This is a genomic window from Clostridium sp. UBA5988 (assembly GCF_002435615.1).
Lineage (GTDB): Bacteria > Bacillota > Clostridia > Clostridiales > Clostridiaceae > Clostridium_J > Clostridium_J sulfidigenes.
The window spans coordinates 34,990-57,203 of record NZ_DJBA01000011.1 but is presented as its reverse complement, the minus strand read 5'-3'; the positions used below and the strand labels follow the sequence as shown (position 1 = coordinate 57,203).

Annotated in this window: 19 protein-coding genes and 1 other annotated feature; of the genes, 14 read left to right on the top strand and 5 right to left on the bottom strand. The window is 29.7% G+C overall.

From position 1 onward, the window contains the following. Window positions 1–27: 27 nt before the first annotated feature. The 11 genes from B3J31_RS01520 (at window position 28) to B3J31_RS01470 (ending at window position 11,998) form a co-directional block, all read left to right on the top strand. The gene (locus tag B3J31_RS01520) at window positions 28–216 is read left to right on the top strand and encodes a DUF1858 domain-containing protein (RefSeq protein ID WP_035132884.1); all 189 of its coding nucleotides are present in this window, start codon (window positions 28–30) and stop codon (window positions 214–216) included. Window positions 217–380: 164 nt separating this feature from the next. After that, window positions 381–584, top strand: coding sequence for a cation transporter (locus B3J31_RS01515; RefSeq protein ID WP_150843782.1), 204 nt, complete (start codon window positions 381–383; stop codon window positions 582–584). A 66-nt stretch (window positions 585–650) separates the two neighbouring features. Further along, on the top strand, window positions 651–1,517 hold the full coding sequence (locus B3J31_RS01510; protein ID WP_346867893.1) for an SDR family oxidoreductase: 867 nt from the start codon (window positions 651–653) through the stop codon (window positions 1,515–1,517). A 341-nt stretch (window positions 1,518–1,858) separates the two neighbouring features. Then, window positions 1,859–2,788 (top strand): ABC transporter permease subunit, encoded by a 930-nt coding sequence (locus B3J31_RS01505; RefSeq protein WP_150843784.1) that lies wholly within the window; start codon window positions 1,859–1,861, stop codon window positions 2,786–2,788. Window positions 2,789–2,799: 11 nt separating this feature from the next. Further along, window positions 2,800–3,738 (top strand): ABC transporter permease, encoded by a 939-nt coding sequence (locus tag B3J31_RS01500; RefSeq protein WP_346848044.1) that lies wholly within the window; start codon window positions 2,800–2,802, stop codon window positions 3,736–3,738. A gap of 11 nt (window positions 3,739–3,749) precedes the next feature. Continuing rightward, window positions 3,750–4,766 carry an ABC transporter ATP-binding protein gene (locus B3J31_RS01495; protein WP_035132891.1) on the top strand — a complete coding sequence of 339 codons (1,017 nt, stop codon included), beginning with the start codon at window positions 3,750–3,752 and terminating at the stop codon, window positions 4,764–4,766. Continuing rightward, window positions 4,759–5,736: a dipeptide ABC transporter ATP-binding protein gene (locus B3J31_RS01490; protein ID WP_150843786.1), complete on the top strand. Its 978-nt coding sequence runs from the start codon at window positions 4,759–4,761 to the stop codon at window positions 5,734–5,736. Before B3J31_RS01495 ends, B3J31_RS01490 begins: the two co-directional genes overlap by 8 nt. Window positions 5,737–5,770: 34 nt before the next feature. Then, window positions 5,771–7,462, top strand: coding sequence for a peptide ABC transporter substrate-binding protein (locus B3J31_RS01485; RefSeq protein WP_346867894.1), 1,692 nt, complete (start codon window positions 5,771–5,773; stop codon window positions 7,460–7,462). Window positions 7,463–7,581: 119 nt separating this feature from the next. Next, window positions 7,582–7,847, top strand: a binding site (T-box leader). Between the two features lie 124 nt (window positions 7,848–7,971). Next, window positions 7,972–8,979 carry an aspartate--ammonia ligase gene (gene asnA / locus B3J31_RS01480; RefSeq protein WP_346867916.1) on the top strand — a complete coding sequence of 336 codons (1,008 nt, stop codon included), beginning with the start codon at window positions 7,972–7,974 and terminating at the stop codon, window positions 8,977–8,979. A 392-nt stretch (window positions 8,980–9,371) separates the two neighbouring features. Continuing rightward, the gene (locus B3J31_RS01475) at window positions 9,372–10,982 is read left to right on the top strand and encodes a CTP synthase (RefSeq protein WP_346867895.1); all 1,611 of its coding nucleotides are present in this window, start codon (window positions 9,372–9,374) and stop codon (window positions 10,980–10,982) included. A gap of 389 nt (window positions 10,983–11,371) precedes the next feature. Beyond that, a complete protein-coding gene (locus B3J31_RS01470) occupies window positions 11,372–11,998 on the top strand; it encodes a DUF3793 family protein (protein ID WP_346867896.1) in 627 nt (208 codons plus the stop codon). Between the two features lie 59 nt (window positions 11,999–12,057). On the opposite strand, the gene feoB is transcribed toward B3J31_RS01470, so the two are convergent. Together feoB and B3J31_RS01460 are read right to left on the bottom strand one after the other, a co-directional pair. After that, the gene (gene feoB, locus B3J31_RS01465) at window positions 12,058–14,217 is read right to left on the bottom strand and encodes a ferrous iron transport protein B (RefSeq protein WP_346867897.1); all 2,160 of its coding nucleotides are present in this window, start codon (window positions 14,215–14,217) and stop codon (window positions 12,058–12,060) included. Between the two features lie 200 nt (window positions 14,218–14,417). Beyond that, window positions 14,418–14,684 carry a FeoA family protein gene (locus B3J31_RS01460; RefSeq protein WP_346867898.1) on the bottom strand — a complete coding sequence of 89 codons (267 nt, stop codon included), beginning with the start codon at window positions 14,682–14,684 and terminating at the stop codon, window positions 14,418–14,420. Between the two features lie 314 nt (window positions 14,685–14,998). Here B3J31_RS01460 and B3J31_RS01455 point away from each other — a divergent pair, with 314 nt between their 5' ends. Next, window positions 14,999–15,496 carry a metal-dependent transcriptional regulator gene (locus tag B3J31_RS01455; protein ID WP_346867899.1) on the top strand — a complete coding sequence of 166 codons (498 nt, stop codon included), beginning with the start codon at window positions 14,999–15,001 and terminating at the stop codon, window positions 15,494–15,496. 62 nt (window positions 15,497–15,558) lie between these two features. Here the strand turns inward: B3J31_RS01455 and B3J31_RS01450 are convergent, their stop codons facing one another. The 3 genes from B3J31_RS01450 to B3J31_RS01440 form a co-directional block, all read right to left on the bottom strand. Next, window positions 15,559–17,382 carry a HAMP domain-containing sensor histidine kinase gene (locus B3J31_RS01450; RefSeq protein WP_346867900.1) on the bottom strand — a complete coding sequence of 608 codons (1,824 nt, stop codon included), beginning with the start codon at window positions 17,380–17,382 and terminating at the stop codon, window positions 15,559–15,561. 14 nt (window positions 17,383–17,396) lie between these two features. Next, window positions 17,397–18,101 carry a response regulator transcription factor gene (locus B3J31_RS01445; RefSeq protein WP_346867901.1) on the bottom strand — a complete coding sequence of 235 codons (705 nt, stop codon included), beginning with the start codon at window positions 18,099–18,101 and terminating at the stop codon, window positions 17,397–17,399. Between the two features lie 224 nt (window positions 18,102–18,325). Beyond that, window positions 18,326–19,561 carry an aminopeptidase gene (locus B3J31_RS01440; protein WP_346867902.1) on the bottom strand — a complete coding sequence of 412 codons (1,236 nt, stop codon included), beginning with the start codon at window positions 19,559–19,561 and terminating at the stop codon, window positions 18,326–18,328. Between the two features lie 286 nt (window positions 19,562–19,847). Here B3J31_RS01440 and B3J31_RS01435 point away from each other — a divergent pair, with 286 nt between their 5' ends. Both B3J31_RS01435 and B3J31_RS01430 read left to right on the top strand, forming a co-directional pair. Beyond that, window positions 19,848–20,360, top strand: coding sequence for a hypothetical protein (locus tag B3J31_RS01435; RefSeq protein ID WP_346867903.1), 513 nt, complete (start codon window positions 19,848–19,850; stop codon window positions 20,358–20,360). A gap of 94 nt (window positions 20,361–20,454) precedes the next feature. Then, window positions 20,455–22,104: a carbon starvation protein A gene (locus tag B3J31_RS01430; protein WP_346867904.1), complete on the top strand. Its 1,650-nt coding sequence runs from the start codon at window positions 20,455–20,457 to the stop codon at window positions 22,102–22,104. The last annotated feature ends 110 nt before the right edge of the window (window positions 22,105–22,214 follow it).

The window sequence follows — 22,214 nt, the reverse complement described above, 5'->3', positions numbered from 1 at the left end:
ATCAAAATAAAAATGGAGGTAATAGTTATGCAAGTAACAAAGGAAATGACTATTGGGGAAGTAATAAGACAAAATGAGAAAGCAGCAGAAGTTTTAATGAGTTTTGGGATGGGTTGTGTTGGATGTCCTTCAGCACAAGCGGAAACTCTTGAAGAAGCATGTATGGTTCACGGATTAAAAATTGATGACTTATTAAGTAAACTCCAAGCTATTTAGGAATAAAATATAAGATTTAAAGACGCTACATAGGTAGTGTCTTTTTTTATAGATTAATTTACAAAAATGAAAGGTGGATAGTTTAGAATTAGTATTTCTATGCATAAAAGTTGCTCTTTTAAAAGATAATATATTAGAAAACTAATAATTGGAGGTAAATTAAAATGAAATCAGTACATTATAATGTATCAGGACTAGTAAATTCAGAAAGTAGAACCAAGTTAAATAATTCTTTAGATAAAATTAATGGTGTACAACAGGTCTGTGTTGATATAGCAAGGGGTACAGTGGAAGTAAATTATAACAGTCCAGCAACTCCAGAAGAAATTAAGGACTGTATTTGTCATACAGGATATATAGTAAAGTAATAAAAGATATAGCAAGGGTAATGGAGTTAAAAAATTGATTTCTATATATAGATAAGGAGTGTTAAAATGGACTACAATTTTCCAATTGGGTTTAAGCCTCAACATCAAAGTATACAGCCAGGCATTGAAAGTGAAATGGAACCAAAACCTATCTATGAAATAGATGATTATCATAAAACTTCAGACAGATTAAAGGGCAAAATAGCTTTAATTACAGGGGGAGATAGTGGTATAGGAAGGGCTATTTCTATACTATATGCAAAAGAAGGAGCAAAGGTATGTATAATTTATTTAAATGAACATAAAGATGCTAAGGAAACAAAAAGTCTTATTGAAGAAAGAGGAGGAGAGTGTTTGCTCATCTCTGGAGATATTGGTAATGAAGACTTCTGCAAGGAAGCTATAAAAAAAGTAGTACAAAAGTATGGAGTTATAAATATTTTTGTATCAAATTCTGCAGAACAACATGAGTGTCAACAAATTAATGAGATAACTAGTAAGCAATTACATAAAACCTTTGATACAAACTTCTTTGGAGCTTTCTATTTAACAAAAGAAGTACTATTTCATATGAAGAAGGGGGATTCAATAATATATACAACTTCTGTAACAGCCTATGAAGGAAATGAAACTTTAATAGATTATTCTTGTACTAAAGGAGCTTTAACAGCCCTAACTAGAAGTTTATCAAAGTCATTGGCTACAAGAGGAATACGGGTAAATGCAGTGGCACCGGGTCCAGTATGGACGCCACTTATACCATCATCCTTTCATAGTGATAAGGTATCTACTTTCGGCAGTAATACTTTGTTTAAAAGAGCAGGTCAGCCTGTTGAAATTGCAGAGAGCTATGTATTCTTAGCTGGAGATGGGGCTTCATTTATAACTGGAGAAACTATTCATATAAATGGTGGTCAATTTATAACTAGTTAATAACTTATATAATTAAATTAAATTACTTAGTTAGACTATGAGTAGATAATGTAATTATTATCTACTCAATTAATTTTTAGGTATCACTTCCTTAATGAAATGTGAATAAATATCTTAAAGAGTGCAAAATTTTAAGGCACTTTTCTTTTTTGAAAAATATAATTACTTAGTTTTATTGAGCAACAAAGCACATTAACCCATTAAGAAATAGTCAAATATAGATATATATGAAGATTGTTATTAATTTATCATTAAAAAGTAATGGATTAAACAAAAATTAATGGAATATTGAGAGAATAAATCAATATATATATATCATATAAAAAATGGGGGGTGAGAATTTGATTAAATACATTCTAAAAAGACTAGGTATAAGTGTAGTAACTATATTTATAGTTATCACTGCGACATTTTTTTTAATGAGATTAATGCCTGGTGGACCTTTTGATGGTGAAAAGCCACTACCACCAGAAATAAAGGCTAGTTTAGAAGCAAAATATGGATTAGATAAATCTTTAGGTGAGCAATATTCTATGTATTTAAAGGACTTACTTAAGGGGGATCTAGGTCCAAGTATGAGATACAAAGGAAGAGAAGTACAAGAAATAATAGGTTATTCTTTCCCGGCATCTGCTAAACTTGGTGGTGTAGCTGTGGTAATTTCCTTAATTTTCGGAATACTCTTAGGGATAATTGCTGCTCTTAAATATAATAAGTGGCCAGATTCAGTATGTATGGTACTTGCTACTCTGGGAGTTACATTGCCAAGTTTTGTTATAGCTACACTATTGATGTATGTATTTGGAGTTAAACTAAGCTTAGTTCCTATAACGGGTCTAGATAGCTTAAAGAGTTATATTTTACCATCGATAGCTCTAGCGGGATATTCTATAGCATTTATATCTAGACTTACAAGATCTAAACTTTTAGAAGTTTTAAAATCAGATTATATTAGAACTGCAAAGGCAAAAGGAGTTAATGGTAGAAGAATCATGTTTAAACATGCTCTTAGAAATACATTAATTCCTATAGTAACCTACGTAGGTCCATTGATTGCAGGGATATTAACTGGTAGCTTTGTAGTGGAAAAGATATTTGCCATACCTGGACTTGGAAGAGAGTTTGTAACTACAATAACAAATAGAGATTATACAACTATACTTGGAGTAACTATATTCTATAGTACACTTCTTATACTATGTAATTTAATTGTGGATATTATGTATGTAATTATAGATCCAAGAATTAAATTAGAAAATGTTGAAGCGTAGGAGGTGATGTTATGGAATTTAATGAAGAAATTAATGAAATTTTAGAAAAGGATTTTGTCTTTGTAGATGAAGGTAGTAAACAGAAGGATACAATAAATAGGCCAAGTGTATCTTATTGGAAGGATTCGTGGAGAAAACTTAAAAAAAATAAGTTAGCAATAGTAGGGCTTATCTTTGTTATTCTTATAACTCTAGGAGCTATATTTATTCCTTGGTTTTCTAAACATGATTATACCACAAATAACTTAATGCTTACTAACCAGGGACCGTCTGCAGAGCATTGGTTTGGAACAGATTCACTAGGAAGAGATTTGTTTGTAAGGGTTATGTATGGTGCTAGATATTCTTTGATAATTGGTTTTGTGGCATCTATACTTAATTTGGTTATAGGCATAGTATATGGTGGAATTGCTGGACTTATAGGTGGATGGGTAGATAATATTATGATGAGAATTGTAGATATAATATCTTCTATACCTATGACAATATATGTAATACTATTAATGGTCATTCTTGAAAAAGGTGGTTTATTCAATATTATTGTAGCCTTGGCTATTTCTTATTGGATAGGTATGGCTAGAATTGTTAGGGCAGAAATACTTCAGCTTAAACAACAAGAATTTATTTTAGCTGCGAAAACTTTAGGAGCTCAAGGTAAGAGAATACTATTTAAACATCTAATTCCAAATTGTTTAGGTCCAATTATAGTAACTCTAACACTGCAAATACCAACTGCAATATTTTCAGAAGCTTTTTTAAGTTTTATTGGATTAGGATTAGTACCACCACTTGCATCATGGGGAACTTTAGCTAGCGATGCTTTATCTACTTTAAGATTATATCCATATCAGCTTTTATTTCCGACGTTGGCTATATGTATAACAATTTTTTCATTTAATATGCTTGGTGATGGGCTTAGAGATGCTCTAGATCCAAAGATTAAAAAGTAGGGGGTGGAAGGATGAGTAATTTGTTAGAAGTAAATAATTTAAAAACATCTTTCTATACTCAATTTGGAGAAGTGCAAGCTGTAGGGGGAGTTTCATTTAATCTAGAACATGGTGAGGTTATGGGTATAGTTGGAGAATCTGGTAGTGGAAAAAGTGTTACAATGATGTCTATTATGAGGCTTTTAGATGATAATGGTAAAGTAAAAGAGGGGAAAGTAAGATTTGAAGATAAGGATATAGTATCTATCAGTGAGGAAGATATGTCTACCATAAGAGGAAATGATATATCCATGATTTTCCAAGATCCTATGACTTCTTTGAATCCGCTTATGACTATAGGAAATCAAATTATGGAGCCGCTTAGAATCCATAAGAAGATGACTAAAGAAGAAGCACATAAAAAAGCTGTAGAATTATTACACTTAGTTGGTATACCTAGTCCTGAAAGCAGAATGAAGCAATATCCACATGAGTTTTCTGGGGGTATGAGACAAAGGGTTATGATAGCTATGGCATTAACTTGTAATCCAAAGCTATTGATTGCTGATGAACCAACTACTGCACTAGATGTTACGATACAAGCACAAATTTTAGAGATAATGAAGGATATAAAGGAGAAATTAAATACATCTATAATTCTTATTACACATGATTTGGGAGTTGTTGCAGATATTTGTGACAATGTGAATGTAATGTATGGAGGTCTTATTATAGAGCAAGGAACTGTAAAGGATATATTCTATAATTCTAAACATCCATATACTTGGGGTCTTATGGAAAGCGTTCCTAATCCTAATACCTTGGTAAGAGAAAGATTAAGACCTATAGATGGTCAACCACCAGATTTATTTAAACCTCCAAAGGGATGTCCATTTTATGTTAGATGTAAATATTCTATGGAAGTATGTAAAGAGCATAGACCTGAATATTATGAAATAACTCCAGGACATAAATCTGCTTGTTGGCTAAATGATAATAGGGCACCAAAGGTTGAAACTCCATTGAAGAGGAGGAAGGAAGATGAGTAGCATGGAGAAACTAATAGAAGTAAAAAATCTATGTAAATATTTCAATACTAAGAAATCAATTTTTAGTAAGAATAAAGGAATACTAAAGGCTGTTGATGGGGTATCTCTTCAAATAAAAAAAGGAGAGACTTTAGGTCTAGTAGGAGAATCAGGATGTGGTAAAACAACTTTAGGTAGGACCCTATTAAAATTATATAATCCTACTGCTGGAGAGATATTTTATGATAATGAAGAGATTGGTAAGTTAACTAATAAGCAGATGCTATCTTATAGAAAAAAGATGCAGATGATATTTCAAGACCCTTATGCATCACTTAATCCACGGCTAACCGTTGGAGATATTATCGGTGAACCATTAGATATTTATAAAATATGTAAAGGCAAAGAAAGAGAAGAAAAAGTAAAGTATTTTTTAGATAAGGTAGGTCTTGATCAAAATCATTTAAATCGTTATCCACATGAGTTTTCAGGAGGTCAAAGACAAAGAATCGGAATAGCAAGAGCTCTTGCAGTTAATCCAGAGTTTATTGTTTGTGATGAACCTATTTCTGCTCTCGATGTATCCATACAAGCTCAGATAATTAATATGATTGAGGATTTGCAAAATGACTTTGGCCTAACTTACTTGTTTATAGCTCATGATTTATCCATGGTTAAGCATATATCCAATAGAGTTGGAATAATGTACTTAGGAAAACTAGTTGAAATAGCAGAGAGTAATGAGGTATATAGTAAACCAATCCATCCTTATACCAATGCATTACTATCTGCAATTCCAATTCCTGATCCAGATGAAGCTAAAAGAAGACAAAGAATAATTTTAGAGGGAGATATTCCGTCTCCAATTGATCCTCCACCAGGATGTAGATTTAAATCTAGATGTAAATATGCAAAACAAATCTGTGGTGAAGAGGAGCCGATTTTAAAGGAAGTATCTCCTGGCCATTGCGTAGCTTGTCATTTATTTTAAAATAAATTAATTAATTTAATAAGGAGGTCAATGAATGAAGAAAACTAGAATAATGGCACTGATAATGACTGCAATAATGACAGGTACATTACTTTTAGGATGTACTAAGACTAAAGAAAATGAAGGAGAAAAACCTGGTGATGGCAATACGCCTGTGGTAGAAGAAACAGTAGAACAAAAAATAGTATATAATTTAGGTGCAGATCCTAAAACTATTGATCCACAACTAAATTCAGCAGTAGATGGTTCAACAATAATTCACAATGCTTTTGAAGGGTTAATGAGAGAGGATGAAAATTCTAAAATAGTACCCGGTACTGCTGAAAAGTATGAAGTATCTGATGATGGAACTGTATATACTTTCCATATAAGAAAGGATGCTAAATGGTCAGATGGAAAACCTGTAGTAGCTGGGGACTTTGAATATGCATGGAAGAGAGCATTAAATCCTGAAGTGGCAGCAGAATATGCATATCAACTTTTCTATATAAAAAATGGGGCTGCATACTATAATCAGGAAAAAGTAGGAGGTAAGGTTGCTACAGCAGAGGATGTAGGCGTAAAAGTTATAGATGATAACACCTTAGAAGTAACTCTTGAAGCTCCAGTTCCATATTTCTTATCCTTGGCAGCTTTCCCAACTTATTTCCCAGTTAGAAAAGATATTATAGAAGGAAATGAAGAAAAGTGGACATTGAAGCCAGACACATATATATCTAATGGACCATTTAAGATGTCTGAATGGAAAGAAAAGGAAAGTATTACATTTGTAAAAAATGAAAATTATTGGGATGCTAAAAATGTAAAACTTGAAACATTAGAAGTAAAATTAATAGATGATCAAATAACTTATTTAAATGCATTTAAGAGTGGAGAAATAGATGTAATAGAATCACCACCTCAGGCTGAAATTCCTACATTACTAGATGAAGGAACAGCAAAAATATATCCTTATTTAGGAACTTACTTCTATGTAATAAATGTATCAGACAAAGCTAAGGATGTAGACCCTAAAGCAGCTGAAGCATTAAGCAATCCTAAGTTCAGAAAAGCTTTATCACTAGCTATAGATAAACAATTAATTGTTGACAAAGTAGCTCAAGGTGGTCAAGCACCAGCAACTAGCTATGTTCCAGCAGGTATTCTTGATTCAATAGGAAAAGAGTTTCAAAAGGAATATTCATCAAAGGGTGCAAATATTGAAGAAGCTAAGAAATTGTTAGCAGAAGCTGGATATCCAAATGGAGAAGGAGCACCAACAATAACATTTACTTTTAATACAGATCAAGGTCATCAAAATATAGCTCAAGCAGTACAAGATATGTGGAAAACAAATCTTGGAATTAATGTAGAGTTGAAGAATGAGGAGTGGGCAGTATTCCAAGATACAAGAAATAATTTCCAATATTCTATAGCTAGACATGGATGGATAGCAGATTATAATGATCCAATGACGTTCTTAGATATGTGGACAACTGGTAATGGACAAAATAATGCAGGATATTCAAATAAAGAATATGATAAGTTAATAGCTCAAGCTAAAGTAGAATTAGATGACGCTAAGAGAACAGAATTATTACACAAAGCAGAAGATATTTTAATGGATGAATCACCAATTATACCACTATACTATTATACAAATGTATTATGTATAGACAAAAATGTTAAAGGAACTTATAAATCACCATTAGGACAAATGGAATTTAGAGATGCTTATGTAGAGTAATTAAATAAATAAAAAGAACTTTAAAATGAAAATGCTATCTCAAAAGAATTTTTGAGATAGCATTTTAAAAGTGCTTTACAAAATAAATTAATTGTGATATTATTTAAAAAAATGAAATGTAGAAAGCGTTGAAGAGAAGAAGTAAAATTAATGTATCTTTACAGAGAATTCCCCATAAGCTGAGAGGTGGAAGAGTAAGTTGATTTGAATAACATCTCTGAGCAGTGCTCCGAAAGATAACAACCAGTAGGCAGTACCGGATCTGCACCCGATATAGTGCTAGAGTATAATCAATTTGCATTAATTGACGTACTTGAAGAGATTGTTATTGTAAAGTAGCAATGAATTAAGGTGGTAACACGTGAGTAGTACTCTCGTCCTTTTATATTTTTATATAGGGATGAGAGTTTTTTTATTATATATAAATAAAAAAGATAAAGTATGGGCCCATAAAACTTTATCAACTCTTTAACTTTAAACTTAAAATCTAAGGAGGAATTATTATGAAGATAGAAGGGATTGTTATTCCGAAAGGATATAAATCCAATGCCACATTAATAGAAACAGAAGTACACATAAAGAAGATAAAAGATTTTTTTGAAAGGACTTTATCAGAAAGTCTTAGATTGACTAGAGTTTCAGCTCCACTGTTTGTGGACTCTCAAAGTGGATTAAATGATAATTTAAATGGAGTTGAGAGACCAGTAGTATTTGACTTGCTTGCTACAGGAGAAAATGTTGAAATAGTACACTCCTTAGCAAAATGGAAAAGAATGAGTCTTCATAGATACAATTTCCAAGTTGGAGATGGATTATATACAGATATGAATGCTATAAGAAGAGATGAAGAGCTAGACAATTTACATTCAGTTTATGTAGACCAATGGGATTGGGAAAAGGTAATAAAAAAAGAAGATAGAAATGAAGAATATTTAAAAAATATTGTAAGAAAAATCTATAAGGTATTTAAGAAAACTCAAGAATTTGTTGATAAAAATTTAATGAAGGTAGAAAATCCTTTACCAAATGAAATACATTTTATAACTACCCAGGAGCTAGAAGACATTTATCCAAACTTTACTTCTAAGGAAAGAGAAGATGAAATTTGTAGGGAGTTTGGCGCTGTATTTATAATGAAAATAGGTGGAGCGTTAAAATCGGGAGAAAAGCATGATGGTAGGAGTCCGGATTATGATGACTGGAATTTAAATGGAGATATATTATTTTGGTATCCTTTATTAGATAGGGCTGTAGAACTTTCATCAATGGGAATAAGAGTAGATGAAAAAGCCCTTGATTATCAATTAACAGTATCAGGTAATGATAACAGAAGACGTCTAGATTTTCATAAGAGATTATTAGCAGGAGAACTTCCATATACAATCGGGGGAGGAATAGGTCAATCAAGAATATGCATGTTTTTTTTAAACAAAGCTCATATTGGAGAAGTTCAAGCTACTACATGGGATGAAAAAAATATAAAAATTTGCAAGGAAAATAATATAAATTTACTTTAGTTCACAAGTGGATTTGTATATTTAATTTTTATATGATGAAGAAATGAATCATAATAAATTTAATTATTAAAGTGCGTTTTAATTTAAAAAATAGTTAAAAGTGAGGCTATCTTAGAATATTTTTTATTATTCTAAGATAGCCTCACATATTAATATGTAAATTAGTTAGATTTATACTAACAATAATCTATATTTTTAATTATTAAGTTAAATATATAAAATGACAAAAAACACTAGCCATATATATGGAAGTGTGGTAATATAAATTCTATGTTAAAAGTACAGACTACCCCATATTATTTATGGGGTAATTCTTATTATACAAATGTATAGATTAAAAGTCAATAGTAAATTAATAAAATATAAAAATAAATTGTATGGGAGAAGATAATATGAATAGTAAGTATATTTTTGTAACAGGTGGAGTAGTTTCATCCTTAGGAAAGGGTATTACAGCAGCATCTTTAGGTAGACTTTTAAAAAATAGGGGATTAAATGTTACAATACAGAAGTTTGATCCATACCTAAATGTAGATCCAGGAACAATGAGTCCATATCAACATGGAGAAGTATTTGTTACTGATGATGGTGCTGAAACTGATTTAGATTTAGGACATTACGAAAGATTTATTGACGAAAATTTAAGCAAAAGTAGCAATGTTACTACTGGTAAAATTTATTGGTCAGTCATATCTAAAGAAAGAAGAGGAGAATATTTAGGTGGAACTGTTCAAGTAATACCTCATATAACTAATGAGATAAAAAAAAGAATATGTAGGGTAACAAAGGAAAAGGCAGTAGATGTGGTAATAACTGAAATTGGTGGTACTGTAGGAGATATTGAATCCTTACCATTTTTGGAAGCCATAAGACAAATTCAGTATGAAGTAGGTAAGGAAAATGTGTGTTTTATACATGTGACTTTAGTACCTTATCTAGGAAAAGCTGGTGAATTAAAAACAAAGCCAACTCAACATTCAGTTAAGGAATTAAGAAGTATAGGAATTCAACCAGACATAATAGTTTGTAGAGCTGAAAAGGAAATATCAGATGAATTGAAGGCAAAAATAGGTTTATTTTGTAATTTAGAAGGTAAAAATGTAATACAAAATCTAGATGCAGATCACTTATATGAAGTACCTTTAATGTTACATAAGGAAGGTTTAGATAGGTTAGTATGTGAAAGATTAAATTTAGAATGTACGGATATTGATAATTCTCAATGGATTAATATGGTTAATAAAATTAAAAATTTAAATAAGAAAATTAAGATTGCTTTAGTTGGTAAATATGTGGAACTACATGATGCGTATATATCTGTAGTTGAGGCTTTAAGTCATGGTGGATATGCTAATGATTGCATAATAGAAATGAAATGGATAAATGCAGAAGAGGTAGCAAGAGATAATTCGGATGAAATTTTTTCTGATGTGAATGGGATATTAGTACCAGGGGGATTTGGAGATAGAGGAATAGAAGGCAAGATTGAAGCTGTAAGATGGGCAAGGGAGAATAAAAAACCTTTATTTGGAATATGTTTAGGTATGCAATGTTCAGTTATAGAATTTGCTAGAAATGTACTTGGATATGAAGGAGCTAATAGTTCTGAGATTGACCCAAATACCAAATATCCAGTAATAGATTTAATGGCAGATCAACAAGAAATTGAAAACTTAGGTGGTACTATGAGACTTGGTTTATATCCATGTAAACTAGACAAAAATTCAATAGTGGCTAGTGAATATGATGAAATATTGATAAATGAAAGACATAGACATAGGTATGAATTTAATAATAAGTTTAGAGAAGAAATTGTTGAGAAAGGTATGAATATTACTGGGACAAGCCCCGATGATAGATTGGTAGAAATTGTTGAAATAAAAGATCATCCGTGGTATGTATCAGTGCAATTTCATCCAGAATTGAAATCAAGACCTAATAATCCTCATCCTTTATTCAAAGGATTTATAAAAGCTGCAATTAGAGATAAGAAAAATAAATAAAATATATAATATAAGAAGCATTTTTCTAGAATATTAACTGATATCTATCAATTTGATATCAGCTCAATAGAAAGATGCTTTCTATTATTTATCTAAAGAGCTTTAATAAGTATAAAACCATACATATACAAGCATAATAGGATTATGATTTATTTGTTACTATTTAATTGAGAATAATTATCAAAACTATTGACAACAATGTGAAGATTAGTTATTGTTTAATTGAGAACAGTTTTCAATTAAAAGGGATGTATTATGAAAATATAGAATGCTTTCTTATGGATGTGAAATAAAAGAGGACTGTTTAATAATTTGTGGCGAACCAGAAGATGAAGATGAATGTATAGATTTTGGTAAAAAAATAACACTTTTATAGGTAGGTAATGAAAATGACATGTTTAGAATTTTATAATAAGTTAGAATCTATGAATGGTGAAGAATATATTAAAAACTTTTTAATTTATAATACTTCATTGGTGATTGCAAAGGTTAAACCGGCTGCTACTATTACTTTTAAAAAATATAATAGAGATTTATATAGTAGCTGGGGTTCAATGGGAAAAGCGTTTATTCAAAGTATAGGTCTTGACTTTATAGAACTAAGAGAATCTGATGATTCAATTGTAGTATTAATTTATAATCAGAGTTTACTTGAAAAATATATAGGTAAAGAAGAAAATAAAGAATTTTTAATTGGTCTAGGCTATTCAGAAAATGGAACTATTTTAGAATATTTAAATGTGTTAAAAAATAGATATAAAGAATTTAACTGTCCACATGAATTAGGTGTTTTTTTAGGAATACCAATTAATGACGTCAAAGATTTTATGAACTGTAATGATAAGAAGTGTTTATTGTGTGGATATTGGAAAGTGTATAATGACTGTATTTCAGCTCAAAGAATTTTTCAATCTTATGATCAGGTTAAGGAATATACAGTAAATTCTATATTTAAAGGAATTGAAGGAAGTGCTTTAGTGCAAAGTATAGAAAATAATTTTAGTTTTTATGGGTAAGGTAAAAGTAGCAATGAATAAAAAACAGAGTGTGTAAACTCTGTTTTTTATTTAAATGTTTAAGCAAGGCCTAGAATTCGAACTAGAGTTGTTATGGTAAAACAAATTACAATACCTGTTATGGTAGGAATTGCAAAGGAAATGGCGGTCCATTTAAAGCTTTGAGTTTCCTTTTTTATAGTTAAACAAGTTGTACTACATGGCCAGTGCATTAAAGAAAATAACATTACATTTAATGCTGTGAGCCATGTCCAACCATTTGAAATCAGAAGTTGTCTTAGTTGAATTAAACTATCAAATTCCAATAAACTTCCAGTGGCTGTATAACTCATAATAATTATAGGAATTACAATTTCATTAGCAGGAAAACCAAGTATAAATGCCATTAATATATAACCATCTAAGCCTATTAAATTGGCGAAAGGATTTAAAAAATTAGCACAATGAGCTAGTAGACTAAAGTTTCCAATTGTAATATTAGCCATTATCCAAAGAACTAATCCAGCAGGTGCTGCTACAACAACTGCTCTACCTAAAACGAATAGAGTTCTATCCAATATAGAGCGGATTATTATTTTCCCCACTTGTGGTTTCCTATAAGGGGGAAGTTCTAGAGTAAAGGATGATGGTACTCCTTTAAGTATAGTTTTAGATAGAATTTTGGAAATCATTAGGGTCATAAATACTCCTAATAGGATTACACATGTTAGAATTAATGAAGATATAATAGATTGTGATGGTCCAACAAAAGTTCCAGCGAAGAACATGGTGATTATAGCAATTAAAGTTGGAAAACGTCCATTACAAGGTACAAAATTATTTGTAATAATTGCAATTAGCCTTTCTCGAGGGGAGTCTATAATTCTGCATCCAATTATTCCTGCTGCATTACAGCCAAATCCCATGCACATAGTAAGAGCTTGTTTTCCGCATGCACAGCTTTTTTTAAAGAAGTTATCTAAATTAAAAGCTATTCTAGGTAAATATCCTAAATCTTCAAGAAGTGTGAATAATGGAAAAAAGATAGCCATTGGAGGAAGCATTACAGCAATAACCCAGGCTAAGGTTCTGTAAATTCCTTTTATTAGAACACCTTCTAGCCACCAGGGTGCACCTAAACCTAGTAAAAATACACTAAGTTTATCTTCAATCCAGAAGAGTGCAGTAGATAAAAGGGATGAAGGGTAATTAGCACCTGTAATTGTTATCCAAAAAACAACACATAAAAGTAAAATCATTATAGGTATTCCATATATTTTAGATGTAAGAATTCTATCAATTTTTCTATCAGTAATATTATATTTATAATTCTCTTTTGTAACCACTTTCATGCTGATTTTTTCGGCTTTACTTACTAAAGTAGTTACTAATATATCCCTAAAATGTTCTCCCGTTATGTTATAAGTGGTTAAAAGATTAGTTGCTTCTATTATCTTTTCTTTAATTATTTCATTGTTTAACATGTTAATATTTAAATATTTATTTAACGATTGAATTAGACTAGGGTCATTTTCTAGTAATTTTAAAGAAATCCATCTAGGATTAATTTTAGAATTAACATTTGTTAGAGCTAATTTTACTTCTGGCTCTATTAATGAGATAGAATCTTCTAAAACTTTATCATACTTAATTTTAATCGGATTTATAGGCACTTTATTATTTGTAAGGTTATATACTATATCCATTAATTCTTTAAGACCATCTCCCGTTGTAGCACTAGTACCTACAGTAGGAACACCAAGAAGTAAGGAAAGTTTTGTTAAGTCAACATTAATTCCTTTTCGTTTAGCTTCATCTAGTAAGTTTACACATATTACTACATTGTCAGTTATTTCTATGGTTTGAAGTGCTAAGTTTAAGTTTCTTTCTAGACAAGTAGCATCAAGGATAACTATAGTGGCATCAGGATTTCCGAAACATATAAAGTCTCTAGCAACCTCTTCTTCTACAGAATTAGCCATAAGAGAGTAGGTCCCAGGTATATCAACTAATATGAAAGATTTATCCTTGTGAGTATATCTACCTTGCGCATTTGATACAGTCTTTCCAGGCCAATTTCCAGTGTGTTGATTAAGTCCAGTTAAACTATTAAAAATTGTACTCTTACCTACATTAGGATTACCGGCCAGAGCAATTATTTTATCTGAGGGGGAAGCACGCTCGATGTTAAGTTCTTTTTCTAATGCACTAACCCCAGTGGATTGATTAGTTAATCCCATTATAAAACCTCCTATAATAAAGTATTGTATTATTTAATTTTATATAATTATGAAAAGTTTAGAGGCGTATTATTTTAAATGTCTATTAATAGGCTTCAGGTTAAGTTAATACTTTATCTGAAGCCTATAGTCTTTTAGAAATAAGAATAAAATTAATCTATTTTATTTTTATAATGAAAACCCATAGTAGACTTTCTACATTAAAGTGCTTCAACTAATATGTTAGAAGCATCTTCCTTACGAATTGCAATTACTGCTCCACGAATCAAATAAGCTACAGGATCACCAGAAGGACTTTGATTAAGAACTTCTATTTCTGTATTGGATATAAGCCCAAGATCAAGCATTCTGCGTCTTATAGTTCCGCTAGAAGTAAGAGTTTTTACTTTGCATTTTTTACCAATAGATAAATCTGCTAAGGGTAATATTTGAGATGATTCTATATAAAGATTTGAATTCTTATTCATATTGTTATTCTCCTTTTAAACTTCTTGTATTTTTAATAGATTAAGTAAGTTATAGTACTTCTAATTATTTTTAATTAATCATATATTTAATTAGTTAGAATAGGGAAAAAATCTTTCCCTACTCTAACATATGATTATTTATATATTTGTGATACTATTTAAAAATACTATTAAAAAATATAGTAGAAATATTTAATAGTGTTTAATTGCTTTTATTCTAGTGTCTATAATCTATATAAATATGTAATAAAAATGGTAGTTTGAAAATTTGTTAAGGAGCAAAATGTAATTTATAGAATATGGAGGATATAGTAATGGATAAAAAGTTTTATACAGTCAGAGCATATGAGCAGAAGCTATTTGATGATAGATTAATCACTGCATCCATGGAAGATTATGTAGAGATGCTTTATAGATGTACTATGGATGGGGAGGATTATGTAAGACTTAATAAGCTTTCTACAATGTTAAATGTTAGGGATTCTTCAGCATCCAAGATGATGCAGAAGCTTGGTAAGCTAGGTTTGATTGATTATGAAAAGTATGGAATTATAAGACTTACTGCGCTAGGTATAAAGGTAGGTAAATATCTTTTATTTAGGCATAATACAATAGAAAAGTTTTTGGAATTTTTAGGTTCAGATAGTGATATTCTCATAGAAACAGAGTTAATTGAGCATGTGGTAGGTAGTGATACTGTAGATAATTTAAATATATTTAATTGCTTTATAGAAGAGAATAAAAATATTTTAGATGAATATAGAGAGTTTAGAGAAAAGTACTACAAAAATGAAGATATTGAGAAAATATAAAAAAAGCTACCTATACTTTATAGCTTTAAGGTAGCTTTGTGAAGTTTATCTAATTTTATATTCTAAGATTTAGGGAGTTTAATTATTACCTTAAATAAGTCTCCATCGCATTTCACTTTAAGTGTGCCTTTATGGAGTTCTACTATAGTTTTAGAAATAGCAAGACCTAAACCAGAACCATCTATTGTGGAGTTTCTAGATTTATCGCCTCTAACAAATCTTTCAAGAATATCATCTTCATTAAAATCTAAATCATATTTTGATATATTTTTTACTATTATCTCACATTCCTCTTCATATTCTATAACTTCAAGATAAATTCTAGAGTTTTCAAGTGAATATTTTATAGCATTGCATATTAAGTTATCCATAACCCTTGAAATTCTTGCACCATCTAGATGAAGGTGACAATCTTTATTCCCAATTACTTTAAAGGCAAGATTCTTATTTTCACCTAAAAAACTTAGTTCTCCTAGACTCTGATGAATTAGTTCTACAATATCTACATCGCTTTTATTTAAAATAATTTGTCCAGAGTTCATTTTTGACATTTCAAATAAGTCTTCAACAAGCTTTTTTAGCTTAGTTGATTTATTGTCTAGAATGGTAACATAATCCTTTATTTCGCTTTTATCAAGAGATTCATCCTTAAGTATGTCTACATAATTTACTATGGAAGTTAATGGAGTCTTTAAATCATGAGATACATTAGTTATAAGTTCAGTTTTTAACTTCTCACTTCGAATTCCTTCTTCAACTTTTTTGTTATAGCTTACTTTTAAATTGTTTATTTCCATAGCTAAGTTGGATAAAGTACCAAGATTTTTAGTATTTATATCTACATGCATATCTCCATCTTCAATCTTTTTAAGATATTTAATTAAATTTTTCTTATTATTTACGCCCTCTAAATATCTTACACATGTACTTGCTATAATTATAAATATAGTTGAAATTACAAAGGTGTTAGTAAGATCCTGATTGAAGTAAAAAAAGTAATCGTTAGAATTAAACACATAGGATAGAGGTAAATACATTACCCAAAAAATAAAAAGTCCTATTAGTGTAGTATCGAAAAATAAGCTTCTAAATACATCCTTAATATTTACGAAAAAAATATTAATAGATTTTATTATCCTAAAAATAAGTAAATTATTAAAATTATGTATATATTCTTTTGCTCCAAAGGTTTTAATACAGAAAAATTGTTTAATTACTAAAATTATAAATATAATTAATAGAGGAATAGAAAAATAAAATCTAAATCTTATAAAGTCTGCCATATTACTATATTTAGTACCACGAATAAAGTAAAGCTCCTCTAATTCAGCATTAGGAGAGGTATATGCTCCGGTATAGTAACCTCTTGGTGCTGAGTAATGGGATAAATTATTTGAACTATATACCACTACATCATCCTCTTTGGATAGTTTTATTAAGGCATCTTTAGGTGGAAGTTCATTGAAAGGATAATCTGAAAACCAATTTCTATTAGAAAACCACCTATTATTAGTTTTATCAATCAGTAAAACTCCAATATCACCAGTAAGAGAAACTTCTAAAGAGTTTTGAATAACTTTTGCATCACTATCAGTTTTGCAGTAGAGAATTTTGGAGAATCCTTCTGTAACACTTAGTAAATTTTCTCTGAAATCGATGACATCGTTTTGCAGCATCTCATTCTTAAAAGTTTTTTCATTAATAATAGCAGTTCCATAGAAACTATATCTATTAGTATAATTATCATAATCAGATAAAGTTATTTGAATAAATTTTGGAAGAACAGTTATACCTATAATAAAAATTATCAGTATTTCAATTAAACTTATATTTTGGTTAGAGGTATTAATCCATTTTTTAATTAATTTTTTAATAGTAGAAATCAATGTATAATCCTCCTTTAATTCGGCTGTTCAATTTTATATCCAACTCCCCAGACAACTTTTATATATTCTGGATCTTTAGAATTAATTTCAATTTTTTCACGCATTCTTCTAATGTGAACAGTTACTGTATTCTCACTATGATAAAATGGAGCTTTCCATACATTTTCATATATCTCTTTTATAGAAAAAACTTTACCGATATTAGAAGCTAGTAATAGCAATATCCCATACTCTGTAGCCGTCAGTTTTACAGGTTCATCCCTTAGCGTTACAGATTTTAGAGTTGTATCAATAATTAAGTCTTTAATTACAATTTTATCTTTTAAATTCACATTTTCTATATCAAGAGGTTTTTCATATCTTCTTAGTTGAGATTTAACCCTAGCTATAAGTTCAAGATGATTAAAAGGTTTAGTTATATAATCATCAGCACCACTATTTAATCCAATAATTTTATCAAGGTTTTCAGATTTAGCGGACAGAATTATTATAGGTATATTTCTGTTTTCTCTAATTCTTAAACATGTTTTTATACCATCAAGTTTAGGCATCATTACATCTAATAATATTAAATGAATCTTTTCTTCTTCTAGAATCTGAAGAGCTTCAATCCCATCATAGGCCTTTAATACGTTTAGTCCTTCACGCTTTAAATATATTTCTATAGCATTACATATTTCAACCTCATCATCTACTACTAAAATATTGAAATTTGACATACTATTGAGCACCACCTTTTATTTTAAACATTTTTTATGATTTACAATTAATATTTTACAACATAAATACACAAAAAGTATTAAAACTTTATTACTAAATTATAATAACTATATTTTAAACTTAAAAAAGAATAACTTATAGATAATTNNAATTATCTATAAGTTATTCTTTGAAGTTGATACTAAAACATATAAAATTAAATTTATAAAGTGATATTTAACAATTATATAGCCCAATTGCCATTTATAAATATAGGAGTTTTTGAACCATCAAAGCCAAAACCAGTAATATTTAAATCTGAAGTTCCTATCATGAAGTCAACATGAGTCAAAGAATCATTGCCACCTAGAGCTAAAACTTCTTCAGTAGTTTTGTTTACTCCATCCTTAATACATAAGTTATATGCTTTACCTAAGGCTAAGTGACATGAAGCATTTTCGTCATATAGAGTGTTAAAGAAAACTATATTAGAATTTGAAATAGGAGAGTTAAATGGAACTAAAGCAACTTCTCCAAGAAAATGAGATCCTTCATCAGTTTCGATTAAAGACTTCAAGGACTCATAGCCTTCTTTAGCTTCAAAATCAACAACTCTACCATCTTTAAAGGTAAGGGAGAAGTTATTAATTAAGTTGCCACCATAGTTTAGAGGCTTTGAGCTAAATACCTTACCATTAACTCCTGTTTTCTTAGGCATTGAAAAAATCTCTTCTGTAGGCATATTTGCAATAAATTCTATTCCTTCTGGAGTGTATTCTGCACCACCTATCCATAGATGATTATCCACAAGCTCTAAATTTAAGTCTGTACCTAGAGAGTTTGTGTAGTGAAGAGATTTAAAGTTTTTACCATTAAGGTAGTTGATTTTTTCAATTAAATTTTTCTTGTGATACTCCCAAGCTTTAACTGGATTTTCTTGATCCACACGTACTATATTAAATATGTTTTCCCATAGTTTATTTATTGCTTCATCTTCGGAAAGGATAGGGAATACTTTGGTTGCCCAACCTTTAGTTGGTAGAGCTATTATAGACCAAGAATTTTTATTACTCATAAGTCTTTCACTAAATTCTCTCGTAGCTATGCTAGAGGATTTTTGTGCAGCTGCAATTTTTTTAGGATCTACATCTTTTAGTAGCTCAGGATTTGATGCACTTATACTTAAAAAGCAAGCTCCTTCTTTTGCATAGGTGAGCATGGATTCTTTCATCCAATCTGGATATGATTCAAAAACCTCTATAGGGGAGTTAAGATATTTGAATTTAGCACATTCTTCATCATTCCAATGAACAACAACTTCTTTTGCTCCAATTTTATAAGCCTCATCAACAATCATTCTTGTGAAATTAGCACATTCTACAGGTGATTTTATAACAAGAATTTGATCGGGTTGTACGTTTACACCAATTGATACACTAAGTCTTGCATATTTTCTTAATAAATCATCATTAATTTTCATTTATTCAGATCCTCTCTTTAATAATTGCGTATTATTTTAAATTATTCTAATAAAGTAAACTCTTAATGTATTTTCATTATATATGTAAAACTATTAAATTTCTATATTAAATTATTTTATAGTGTAGATTTTTATGTTATCCATAAATGAAAAAATTATTATAAATTAAAAATAGAAATGATTAAAAATATATGTGATTTTGAAATGTTTATGTTAATTTTTCATAATTATTATAATTCAACAAAAATGAGCATAAAAATAAGTATAACATATTTTAGGAGGATATATGGATAAATTAAGTTATTTAAATCATCTTGCAGAAGTATTTTCTAGTAATTTTAATTTAGAAATAAATAAGACCTTATTGAATAAAAGAATAGATATTTATGGAATTTGGAATATGAAGTTTGGAAGAAGCTTTATTTCTAGAAATAAAATAATTGATGAATATGAGTGTAATGAACATTGTTTGGTAGTCAGTGAAGATAGGGTCGATGAGAAATTTTTAGATGAGTTCATAAATTATCTTAAGAAATGTTCATTAAGTATAGTTAATCCTCACAAGAATCATAAAACAACCTACATAACAGGAATACTTGTGACTAAAAACATAAATGATGAAGATATGATAAGAAAAATTAAAAGATTTAATTTTACTAAAAATTACAAAATGGGTTTTTATGGTTGGAGTGTTTTAAGGCTTATCGTAGTAGATTTAAATAATGGTGAAATATATCATAATAAAATATCTAAAGATATAGTTCATAGTTTAACCTTTGATAAGGTCAATATAATTTAATCTATCATCGGTATTTCCTTAGTTTAATATAACTTAGTTAAAAATAAGGTTTATAAATTTATGACCTTGTTTTAAATATAAAGGGGGTTTTGGTATGAATTCATTAGCTTTATTATTAATTTGCATAGCTATATTCATTGTAGCCTATGTGACTTACGGAGCCTTTCTTGCTAAAAAATTTGGGATTGATCCGAAAAGAAAAACTCCAGCACATACACTAAGGGATGATGTAGACTATTGTCCAACAAATTCAAAGGTATTACTTGGACACCATTTTTCATCTATAGCTGGAGCAGGTCCAATAACAGGACCTATTCAAGCAGCTATATTTGGATGGTTACCTGTATTATTATGGATAATCATAGGAAGTATCTTTATAGGTGGAGTTCATGATTTTGGATCATTAGTTGCTTCTGTTAGGCATGATGGTAAAACAATAGGTGAAGTTATTAAAGTAAACATTGGAGAGAAAGGAAAGAAACTATTTAATATATTTGGCTGGGTAACAATTGTATTGGTAGTAGCGGCTTTTACAGATATTTGTGCATCTACCTTTGCCTATGATCCTGCTGTTCCTGAAAATATGATGGGCGCACGAGCTGGAACAGCATCTATGCTATTTATAGTATTAGCTGTAGTATTTGGATTTAGTGTGTTTAAAAAGGGTGCTAAGTTATCAATAGCTTCAGTAATAGGGATAGTGTTATTACTATTTTGTATTTATATAGGATATACATTCCCAATTATTAAGTTGTCAAAGCTTGGATGGCAAATATTATTACTAATATATATTTTCTTAGCATCTACATTGCCGGTGTGGTTATTATTACAACCAAGAGATTATTTATGCTCATTCCTACTATACGGAATCATTATAGGTGCTCTTCTTGGAATAGTAATAAAAAGACCTGCTATGGAATTAGCTACTTTTAATGGTTTTAATATAGGTGGAAAAACTTTATTTCCATTCTTATTTGTTACTGTTGCTTGTGGTGCTATTTCAGGTTTTCATTCCCTTGTAAGCTCAAGTACCACATCTAAACAGATTGATAAAGAAGAGCCAGATGCTAAACTTATAGGATATGGTTCTATGTTAATTGAAGGTATAGTAGCTGTTATAGCCCTCATAGCTGTAGGTTATGTATCTAAAGCAGAAGGTACACCTGCTGCTGTATTTGCAAATGGTGTTGCTAATTTTATGAGTGGATTCGGAGTCCCTCAACAAGTAGGTATAGTGTTTGTTACTTTGTGCTTTTCAGCTTTTGCTCTTACAAGTCTGGATACAGCTACTAGGATTGGTAGATATATTTTACAAGAGTTATGTGAGGGGAAAAGTGGTAAAAATAATATTGTTAGCAAAAATATGTATGTATCAACTGGAATAACTGTTTTAGCTTCTTTTGGTTTACTACTTTACGGATATAATAAGATTTGGCCAATATTCGGATCCGCTAATCAACTTTTAGCAGCTCTTGCACTTTTAGCGATAACAGCATGGCTTACTAAGAGTGGAAAGAAAGCGTTAGTAACAATTATCCCTATGGTATTCATGTTTATTGTAACATTATCTGCTTTAGGTTTATTAATTAAAGATTATATTTTCTCATCAACACCGAATTATATATTAGGTATAATTGCATTAATACTATTTATTCTTGCTGTAGTTTTAATAATAGAAGCATATAACACATTGGTACGAAATAAAAATTCAAAGAAAAATAGTAATAAATCTATATTAAAGTAGTTAGCATGTTTTATAGAAAATAAAAAATTATATTTATAGTAAAAGAGCCTGTTGATAAATTAATTAATAGACTCTTTTATTATGGTTATAATAAAATATTTATTATGTAG

Excerpts from the sequence above, each read along its gene's own strand:
- B3J31_RS01520 (WP_035132884.1), top strand. The coding sequence starts at position 28 with ATGCAAGTAACAAAGGAAATGACTATTGGGGAAGTAATAAGACAAAAT.
- B3J31_RS01515 (WP_150843782.1), top strand. The coding sequence starts at position 381 with ATGAAATCAGTACATTATAATGTATCAGGACTAGTAAATTCAGAAAGT.
- B3J31_RS01510 (WP_346867893.1), top strand. The coding sequence starts at position 651 with ATGGACTACAATTTTCCAATTGGGTTTAAGCCTCAACATCAAAGTATA.
- B3J31_RS01500 (WP_346848044.1), top strand. The coding sequence starts at position 2,800 with ATGGAATTTAATGAAGAAATTAATGAAATTTTAGAAAAGGATTTTGTC.
- B3J31_RS01495 (WP_035132891.1), top strand. The coding sequence starts at position 3,750 with ATGAGTAATTTGTTAGAAGTAAATAATTTAAAAACATCTTTCTATACT.
- B3J31_RS01490 (WP_150843786.1), top strand. The coding sequence starts at position 4,759 with ATGAGTAGCATGGAGAAACTAATAGAAGTAAAAAATCTATGTAAATAT.
- B3J31_RS01485 (WP_346867894.1), top strand. The coding sequence starts at position 5,771 with ATGAAGAAAACTAGAATAATGGCACTGATAATGACTGCAATAATGACA.
- B3J31_RS01475 (WP_346867895.1), top strand. The coding sequence starts at position 9,372 with ATGAATAGTAAGTATATTTTTGTAACAGGTGGAGTAGTTTCATCCTTA.
- B3J31_RS01470 (WP_346867896.1), top strand. The coding sequence starts at position 11,372 with ATGACATGTTTAGAATTTTATAATAAGTTAGAATCTATGAATGGTGAA.
- feoB (WP_346867897.1), bottom strand. The coding sequence starts at position 14,217 with ATGGGATTAACTAATCAATCCACTGGGGTTAGTGCATTAGAAAAAGAA.
- B3J31_RS01460 (WP_346867898.1), bottom strand. The coding sequence starts at position 14,684 with ATGAATAAGAATTCAAATCTTTATATAGAATCATCTCAAATATTACCC.
- B3J31_RS01455 (WP_346867899.1), top strand. The coding sequence starts at position 14,999 with ATGGATAAAAAGTTTTATACAGTCAGAGCATATGAGCAGAAGCTATTT.
- B3J31_RS01445 (WP_346867901.1), bottom strand. The coding sequence starts at position 18,101 with ATGTCAAATTTCAATATTTTAGTAGTAGATGATGAGGTTGAAATATGT.
- B3J31_RS01440 (WP_346867902.1), bottom strand. The coding sequence starts at position 19,561 with ATGAAAATTAATGATGATTTATTAAGAAAATATGCAAGACTTAGTGTA.
- B3J31_RS01435 (WP_346867903.1), top strand. The coding sequence starts at position 19,848 with ATGGATAAATTAAGTTATTTAAATCATCTTGCAGAAGTATTTTCTAGT.
- B3J31_RS01430 (WP_346867904.1), top strand. The coding sequence starts at position 20,455 with ATGAATTCATTAGCTTTATTATTAATTTGCATAGCTATATTCATTGTA.